The organism is Paraburkholderia solisilvae (genome assembly GCF_902859875.1).
GTDB lineage: Bacteria > Pseudomonadota > Gammaproteobacteria > Burkholderiales > Burkholderiaceae > Paraburkholderia > Paraburkholderia solisilvae.
The window spans coordinates 21496-29255 of the sequence record NZ_CADIKF010000076.1 but is presented as its reverse complement, the minus strand read 5'-3'; the positions used below and the strand labels follow the sequence as shown (position 1 = coordinate 29255).

The 7760-nt window shown below is 66.4% G+C and carries 5 protein-coding genes; all 5 read left to right on the top strand.

What is annotated here, in order from left to right:
* A partial coding sequence (locus tag HV675_RS29990) for an ABC transporter permease (protein ID WP_175115085.1) occupies window positions 1-1012 on the top strand: 1012 nt, incomplete at its 5' end.
* Between the two features lie 119 nt (window positions 1013-1131).
* Window positions 1132-2163 carry a LacI family DNA-binding transcriptional regulator gene (locus HV675_RS29985; protein WP_175115084.1) on the top strand — a complete coding sequence of 344 codons (1032 nt, stop codon included), beginning with the start codon at window positions 1132-1134 and terminating at the stop codon, window positions 2161-2163.
* A 106-nt stretch (window positions 2164-2269) separates the two neighbouring features.
* A complete protein-coding gene (gene rbsK / locus HV675_RS29980) occupies window positions 2270-3199 on the top strand; it encodes a ribokinase (protein ID WP_175115083.1) in 930 nt (309 codons plus the stop codon).
* A gap of 348 nt (window positions 3200-3547) precedes the next feature.
* A complete protein-coding gene (locus HV675_RS29975; RefSeq protein ID WP_175115082.1) occupies window positions 3548-5353 on the top strand; it encodes a methyl-accepting chemotaxis protein in 1806 nt (601 codons plus the stop codon).
* A 681-nt stretch (window positions 5354-6034) separates the two neighbouring features.
* The gene (locus HV675_RS29970) at window positions 6035-6796 is read left to right on the top strand and encodes a 2-keto-4-pentenoate hydratase (protein ID WP_175115081.1); all 762 of its coding nucleotides are present in this window, start codon (window positions 6035-6037) and stop codon (window positions 6794-6796) included.
* The last annotated feature ends 964 nt before the right edge of the window (window positions 6797-7760 follow it).

Below are 7760 nucleotides of genomic sequence, written 5' to 3'. Positions count from 1 at the left end.
CGGCAGCGGCGGCGCGCCTGCCGCGCCAGCCTTGCACGACCCGTCCGCGCCGCTTGCGAGCGGCAAGCCGGCGGGCACGCGCCTCGGCTTCTCGAACTACCTGGGTCTGGCTGGCGCGCTCGCGGCGATGATCGTGCTGTTCTCGCTGCTAAGCTCGCATTTCCTGACCTACGACACCTTCATCACGATCGCGAATCAGATTCCCGATCTCGTCGTGATGGCGGTCGGCATGACTTTCGTGCTGATCATCGCGGGAATCGACCTGTCGGTCGGCTCGGTGCTGGCGCTCGGCGCATCGGTGGTGAGCGTCGCGTCGCTGAAGTGGGGACTCGGGCCGTTGCTCGCGGCCGTGTTCGGCCTCGCCGCCGCGGCGCTGACCGGCACGCTGACCGGCGCGGTGACGGTCGGCTGGCGGATTCCATCGTTTATCGTATCGCTCGGTGTGCTCGAAGCGGCGCGCGGCCTCGCGTATCAGATGACGAACTCGCGCACCGCATATATCGGCGACGCGTTCGATTTTCTGTCGAACCCGATCGCGCTCGGCATTTCGCCGGCGTTTCTGATCGCGGTCGCGGTGATGATCGTCGCGCAGCTGGTGTTGACGCGCACCGTGTTCGGGCGCTATCTCATCGGCATCGGTACGAATGAGGAAGCGGTGCGGCTTGCGGGCGTGAATCCGCGGCCGTACAAGGTCATTGTGTTTGCGCTGATGGGCGCGCTGTCCGGGCTCGCGGCGCTGTTTCAGATCTCGCGGCTCGAGGCCGCCGACCCGAACGCGGGCGTCGGTCTCGAACTGCAGGTGATCGCGGCCGTCGTGATCGGCGGCACGAGCCTGATGGGCGGGCGCGGCTCGGTGATCAGCACGTTTTTTGGCGTGTTGATCATCTCGGTGCTCGCCGCGGGCCTCGCACAAATTGGCGCAAATGAACCAACCAAGCGCATCATTACGGGCGCGGTCATTGTCGTGGCAGTCGTACTCGACACTTATCGCAGTCGGCGCAAGCGCGCCTGAGGGCAGGCGATGTCGAACGGCAACCGCGCGACGGGTGTGAGCAACGCGTCGCAGCGCGGCGTTCATGCGGGACCGGGCGCATCGATTAGCGGTGAAAACAGGCAGGGGAGCAACAGGTTATGGCGACGATCAAGGATGTAGCGGCAGCGGCCGGTGTGTCGTTTACGACGGTGTCGCATGTCGTGAACAACTCGCGGCCCGTTTCGGCGGATGTGCGCGCGAAGGTCGAACGCGCGATCCGTCAGCTGGACTACGTGCCGTCGGCGGTCGCGCGCTCGCTCAAGGCGCGCTCGACCGCGACCATCGGGCTTGTGGTGCCGAACAGCACGAACCCGTATTTCGCGGAGCTCGCGCGCGGCATCGAGGACGGTTGCGCACGCAACGGCTACTGCGTGTTTTTCTGCAATTCGGATGATGATCCATCGAAACAGCGCAGCTATCTGCGTGTGCTGCAGGAAAAGCGTATCGACGGACTGATCGTCGCATCCGCGGGCGATGACGCGGTGCTGGCCAAGACGCTTGCCAATTCACGCGAACCGCTTGTGATCGTCGATCGCAACATCGAAGGGGTGAATGCGGACCTGGTGCAGATCGACCATGAAAAGGGCGCGTATCTGGCCACGCGCCATCTGCTGCAGCTCGGTCACGTGAAGATCGGCTGCATTACCGGGCCGATCGAGACCGCGGTCAGTGCGATGCGCGTGCACGGCTTTATCCGCGCGATGGCCGAGCGCGGTATCGATATCGCGTCGGACGCGATCGTCGAGAGCGATTTCTCGGGCATGGGCGGCCACTGGGCCGCAAGCCGCCTGTTCGACACGCTGCAGCCGTCCGCGATTTTCGCGTGCAACGACATGATGGGCATCGGCGCGCTGCGCGCCGCGGCCGAGCGCGGTATCGACGTGCCGCGCGATTGCTCGATCATCGGGTTCGACGATATCGAGCTCGGCAGCTTCACGTACCCGGCGCTGTCGACGGTTGGGCAATCGGTGCGCGCGCTCGGCGATATGGCCGCGCAAACGCTGGTCGAGCGGATCACCGGCAACGCGTCGAGCGCACCCGGCCGGCGCCGCGTGATCGCGCCGCGCCTCGTGTTGCGTGAATCGACCGCGGCTTTTGCCGGCGCGCGCCGCAACGGCGTCGCGGCATAGGCGCGGCGCGCGCCGCACTTTGAAACGACGGCGCGCGCATCACAATAAAAATCGACGGCGTGCAGCCGCAAATCGACGGGCGTAGAACCGAACACAGGAGAGGGCAGTGGTATCGAATCCAGCGCGCGCGCGTGTCGCGGTCGTCGGCAGCCTGAACATGGACCTCGTCGCGCGTGCGCCGCGCCTGCCGCAGCCCGGCGAGACGCTCGCCGGGCAGAGCTTCGCCCAGGTGCCGGGCGGCAAGGGCGGCAATCAGGCGGTGGCCGCCGCGCGTCTCGGCGCGCAGGTCGCGATGGTCGGCTGCGTCGGCGCCGACGCGAATGGCGCGCAGTTGCGCGCGGGACTCGAGGCCGAGCAGATCGACTGCGCGGCGCTCGAAACCAGCGAGCGCGCGTCGACCGGCGTCGCATTGATCATCGTCGACGCTGGCTCGCAGAATGCGATCGTGATCGTCGCCGGCAGCAATGGCGAGGTGACGCCGGCGACCCTCTCGCGTCACGAAGCCGTGCTGGCCGCCGCCGACGTGGTGGTCTGCCAGCTCGAAACACCGCCGGATACCGTGCACGCGGCGCTCGCCGCCGCGCATCGGCTCGGCAAGACCGTCGTGCTGAATCCGGCGCCCGCGACCGGGCCGCTGCCTGCGCAGTGGCTGCCGCTCATCGACTATCTGATTCCGAACGAACTCGAAGCGGCGACGCTCACCGGTCTGCCGGTCCGCACGCCGGACGAAGCGGCCGCGGCCGCGGCCGCGCTGCGCAATGCGGGCGCGCGCAACGTGATCATCACGCTCGGCGCGCAGGGCGTACTGGCCGCGCTCGGCGACGCCGCACCCGCGCATTTCGCGGCGCCGCGCGTGAGCGCGATCGATACGACCGCAGCCGGCGATACGTTTATCGGCGGGCTGGCGGCGCAACTCGCACAACGCGCGCCGGTCGGCGACGCGATCCGCTTCGCGCAGCGCGCGGCGGCGCTGTCGGTGACGCGCGCGGGCGCGCAGCCGTCGATTCCCACCCGCGCGGAAGTCGACGCAAGCTGACGCGTCGCCCGTGCCGGCCGTCTCGCGGCGCGGCGCACCTCTTCTCCTGCATGCCTGTATGTCTGAACGCAGCGTCGCTTCGCCCGGCGTTGCGTGATTTCGTATTTCAGGTATTGCCAACACTACAATCTCGTGATCAAGAATTGTATTTATTACAAATCAGACGAATGTTATCTTCATACAATATAAAAATTTCAAGATTTTCTGTCGCCTTGTCGTAAACATGCTCAAGAGCGTCTCATCCCGGCCGTGGATCAAGGCGCCGACATCATTCACCGACACCGGTCACCGGGCGCCACGCACCGGGACCGCACACAGTCACCACTCTCGACAGGGTAGACAAAGAACATGGGCAAGGGCATGACGATCAAGGCGCGGATTGGCGTGGCGATGGCTTTTCTGGCGGTCCTGCTGGCGACCACCAGCCTGCTTGGTCTGGTAGGCATGAGCCGCTCGAACGACGCGGTCCGCAACACCTATGGCAACGCGATGCCGTCCGCGGTGGCGATCGACCGGATGGAGATTTACGCGGGCCGCGAACGTCTCGCGCTCGACCGTGCCGCGCTGCAGACCGGCACTGCGGAGGTGCCCGCGACACTGGAGCGCGCGCGCACGATGCGCGTGACGGCACAGGAAGCGTGGAAGCACTACTTCGATTTGCCGCGCGGCGCCGAAGAGGACCGCAAGGCGCAGGAAGTGTCGACCAAACGCGACGCGCTGTACCAGGCGATGGACGCCTTCGCCGCGAGCGTCAGCGCCGGGGACCAGAGCAAGTTCGTTGAAGGCGCGAAGCGTCTGCAGACCACGTACAACGACATGGCGAGCTCGGCGCTCGAGTTGCGCAAGATCCAGTTCGACGCCGCGAAGCTCGATTACGACGCGTCGCAGTCGAGCTTCGCTACGTTCCGCATGGTCAGCATCGCGGCGCTGATAGCCGGCCTGATCGCGGCGCTCGCATCGTATCTGACGCTGCGCCGCGCGATCGCGGGCCCGCTTGCCGATGCGCTCGAGCATTTCGACGCGATTGCCGCCGGCGATCTGCGCCGGCCGGTCGTCGCGCATTCGCGCGACGAAATGGGGCAACTGATCGACGGCATCGCGAAGATGCAGAAGAGCCTCGTGACGACGGTGCGCTCGGTGCGCACCGGCAGCGATTCGATCGCGACCGCCACGCGCGAGATTGCGGCCGGCAACATCGACCTGTCGTCGCGCACCGAGGAGCAGGCGTCCGCGTTGCAGGAAACGGCGGCGAGCATGGAAGAGCTCACCGGCACCGTCAAGCAGAACGCCGAGAATGCGCGCCAGGCGAGCGCGCTCGCGGCGAACGCGTCGGAGATCGCGAACAAGGGCAGCGGCGTGGTCGGGCAGGTGGTCGGCACGATGGGCGAGATCAACCAGAGCTCGGCGAAGATCGCGGACATCATCACGATCATCGAAGGTATCGCGTTCCAGACCAATATTCTCGCGCTGAACGCGGCGGTCGAGGCGGCGCGCGCGGGTGAGGAAGGCCGCGGCTTCGCGGTGGTCGCGGGCGAGGTGCGCAGCCTCGCGCAGCGCTCGTCGGCGGCGGCCAAGGAAATCAAGGAATTGATCGACACCTCGGTCGAGCGTGTGCAAACGGGCTCGGCGCTCGTCGATGAAGCGGGCCGCACGATGACCGAGATCATCAGCGCGGTGCAGCGCGTCACCGACATCATGGGCGAGATCGCCGCGGCGTCCGCGGAACAGAGCGGGGGCATCGATCAGGTCGCGCGCGCGGTCACGCAAATGGACGAAGCGACCCAGCAGAATGCGGCGCTCGTCGAAGAAGCGGCCGCTGCCGCGCAATCGCTCGAGGATCAGGCGCAAAAACTGCGCACCGCGGTCGCGGTATTCGATGTCGACGATGGCGAGGTCGGCGCAGGGGGCGGCGCCGGCGCGCCGCGCGGCAAGTCGGGCGCGAGCGCGGCGCTTGCCCGCAAACCGGCCGCGCGCGGTGCGGGGCACGGCACGCTTTCCGGCGCCGCGCAAAGCGTGCAGAAAGCCGCGCGCAGGGCGGCGCCGAAGAGCACGCAGACCGCAGTGCACAATGAAAGCCGCAGCGCGCAGTCCACGTCTTCGCCGGCCACGCCGTCACATGCCGCAGCCGCGGAGAAGGATTGGGAAACGTTCTGAGTCACGGCCCGAGTGACCGGTTCACGGAGGCTTGCCGGCTCGCGGCCGCGCCTCCTGTGCAGCCACTTTCCGCCTGGCCGGGGGCGGCGCAGCTGACCTTACACAGCGGCGCCGTTGTCGTTCATGATCGTTCCGAATGCCGGTGTGCGGCCGCTCGCGCCGGCCGGCGTGCTGGCCGTCGTACGCCGGACAGCTTCGCACGCGCGCTTGTGACGTGTGCTTGCGCTGCACAATCTGACGTTTGGCTCCGTAAGCGGCGACAGCTGTTTGCGTGCACAGCGTTTTCAGCCGTTCGCATGCCGATTCCGGTCATCCAGCACGCTTACGCGCGCTCGTCGCGGCGGTTTGTCTGCCGCCGGCTATCCTCTTTGCATTCTCTGCATTCGAATTGACCCGCCGCGACTTTGTTCCGGTACATTGGCGTGCACGGCTGCCGAGCGTCTGTCGTACGTCGTCTCTGTTACGTCCATTACATCCATTACGTCCGAAAGCGTACGGCCTCGCGCGAATGCGCGTTGAAGTGCCTGACATTCGCGGCCTGAAATCCGCGCGCCCGCGACCCTTCATCCGTGGCGTGCGCATCGGTGCGGCGAGGCTGGGGCATGCCGTCCGCGCACGTTGTTTTCGTATCCGTCCAACGCCGTCTAACGCCGTCTAACGCGATAGCCAGAAAGGAACGACATGACGCACCATGACCTCGCGCAACGCCTGATCTCGGCGCGCCGCCAGCACCGCGCGATCGCGTCGCTGCCTTCCGACAGTTTGCCGCCCGATGCCGCGACCGCCTATGCGATCCAGCAGGCGGTGATCACGGGTCTCGGCGGTGCGACCGGCGCGTGGAAAATCGGTGCCCGTTCACCGGGCGGCGATGCGTCGGGCGCGCCGATTCCGGCGTCGCTTGCCTTCACATCGCCGGCGCGCGTCGAGTTCCAGTCGTTCTTTCGTGTGCTGATCGAGCTTGAAATCGCGTTCCGCTTCGCGCAGCCGGTCGCGCCGCGCGCCCAAACCTACGCGCGCGACGAGGTGCTGGCGCTGGTCGGCACCGTCTTGCCGACGATCGAAATCGTCGATAGCCGGTTCGCCGAATGGCCGAATATCGCGCCGCTCGCGCAGTTGGCCGACGCGCAGAACAACGGCGCGCTCGTGACCGGTCATCCGGTCAGCTATGCGAGCCTCGCGCGCAGCTTCGATTTCGTGTCGCCCGAACTCGAACTCACGTTCGACGATGCGTCGCTCGTGCCCGATGCGCCCGGCAATCCGGCCGGCGACCCGCGCGAACTGCTGGTCTGGTTCGTGAATCATTGCGCGGCGATGGGCATCACGATCGATCCCGCCTGGACGATTACGACCGGCTCGTACGTCGGCGCACACGCGATCGGCAAGACCGGCATCGTGCGCGGCCATATCGACGGGCTCGGCGAAGTCGAAGTCGAACTGGTCTGAATGACGCGCATCGCGCGGCCGATCCGTGCGTCGCGCATCGGGCGATGCGCGTGACGCTGATGCGCGCGGGCTTGTGCTGAACGACGCGATGCGACGGCTGCGCATACCGTGTATCTACTGATCGTGTATCTACTGATTCAGTTGCTCCCCCAACGAACCGACATAGTGTGCAGAAGCCGGCCATGTTGGATAAACATGCGGCGCATCGATTGCTTCCGGGCAGTCGTGCGCGGAACGCGCACATGTGAACGCCGTGGCGAATCTTGCTCGCCGACCATGCGGGCGACGCGGGTATCGGTGCGCGTCGTGCGCCGCAACGCGCGGCACCACAATGCGGGCCAAACGGCACTTGCACCGGCACCTGCACGACGCGCAAACATGCTTGACGACGCCTCCGATGCGGGGTTCAACGCGCGATGTGTGTGCGGTCAGGCACGCGATTCGTGCGACGTTGTCAGTCAACGTTGAACGAAATCAGGTATGCGGGGACGAATAGGTGGAGGGTACAAACGTGTAACAACGCGTTGCAACGTCGACGGATGCAGCGGCGTGCGCGTTAACGTAGCTAGCGTAACCGGCGTGACGACAGTCAGCGACAGTGCGCGACGGTGCAGCTCAGGAGGGCGGCCATGCGCGCGCCAGACAACACTGTGGGACGCACGGATGGCTTGCGGTGCGCCGCAATGTGTGGCGGCAGACCGTGCATGACCGGCGAGTTTGCGAAGGTGCCGGAAACGACGATGCGGCAGCGGCGCCGTCACGGTTGCCAGGCGTTTGCGTACAGGAATACATGATGGAAGTGCTTGCTGCGCGCGACCGCGCACGCAAGCGCAGTTTGAGGTACGTTGCATGCAACAGCACAGTCGGACTCGCGGGCACGTTTGCCGCGCTCCGGTGTTTGCAGCAGGTTCGCAGAAGGCAGCGTAGTGGCCAGGGTTCAGTCGTGTCAGCCCTGGCAGGCCGC

Bases quoted from the DNA above. Each gene is read 5' to 3' on its own strand.
- HV675_RS29985 (WP_175115084.1), top strand. From the start codon at position 1,132: ATGGCGACGATCAAGGATGTAGCGGCAGCGGCCGGTGTGTCGTTTACG.
- HV675_RS29975 (WP_175115082.1), top strand. From the start codon at position 3,548: ATGGGCAAGGGCATGACGATCAAGGCGCGGATTGGCGTGGCGATGGCT.
- HV675_RS29970 (WP_175115081.1), top strand. From the start codon at position 6,035: ATGACGCACCATGACCTCGCGCAACGCCTGATCTCGGCGCGCCGCCAG.